1 protein-coding gene is annotated in these 228 nt (G+C 65.8%); it reads right to left on the minus strand.

The features are described 5' to 3' along the window. A partial coding sequence (locus tag IG74_RS0145270; RefSeq protein ID WP_030689843.1) for an acyltransferase domain-containing protein occupies positions 1 to 228 on the minus strand: 228 nt, incomplete at both ends.

Consider the following 228-nt stretch of genomic DNA (forward strand, 5'->3'; position numbering starts at 1 on the left):
GTCGGCGTCCGGACCATACATCACGCTCTGGAGCGAACGTTCTATCCACGGATCAATATGGGCACACACCTCGTCCAAGGCGTCCGCGAAGACCGGGAAAGCCTCGTACAGCTCCCGGCCCATCCCGAGCCGCTGACTGCCCTGACCCGTGAACACGACCCCGAGACGGCCCTCGACCACCGAACCCGACGACACCGGCACCTCAAGGCCGCGCAGGAAATCGCCCCG

The sequence above is a fragment of the Streptomyces sp. NRRL B-1347 genome (genome assembly GCF_000720325.1).
Classification (GTDB): domain Bacteria; phylum Actinomycetota; class Actinomycetes; order Streptomycetales; family Streptomycetaceae; genus Streptomyces.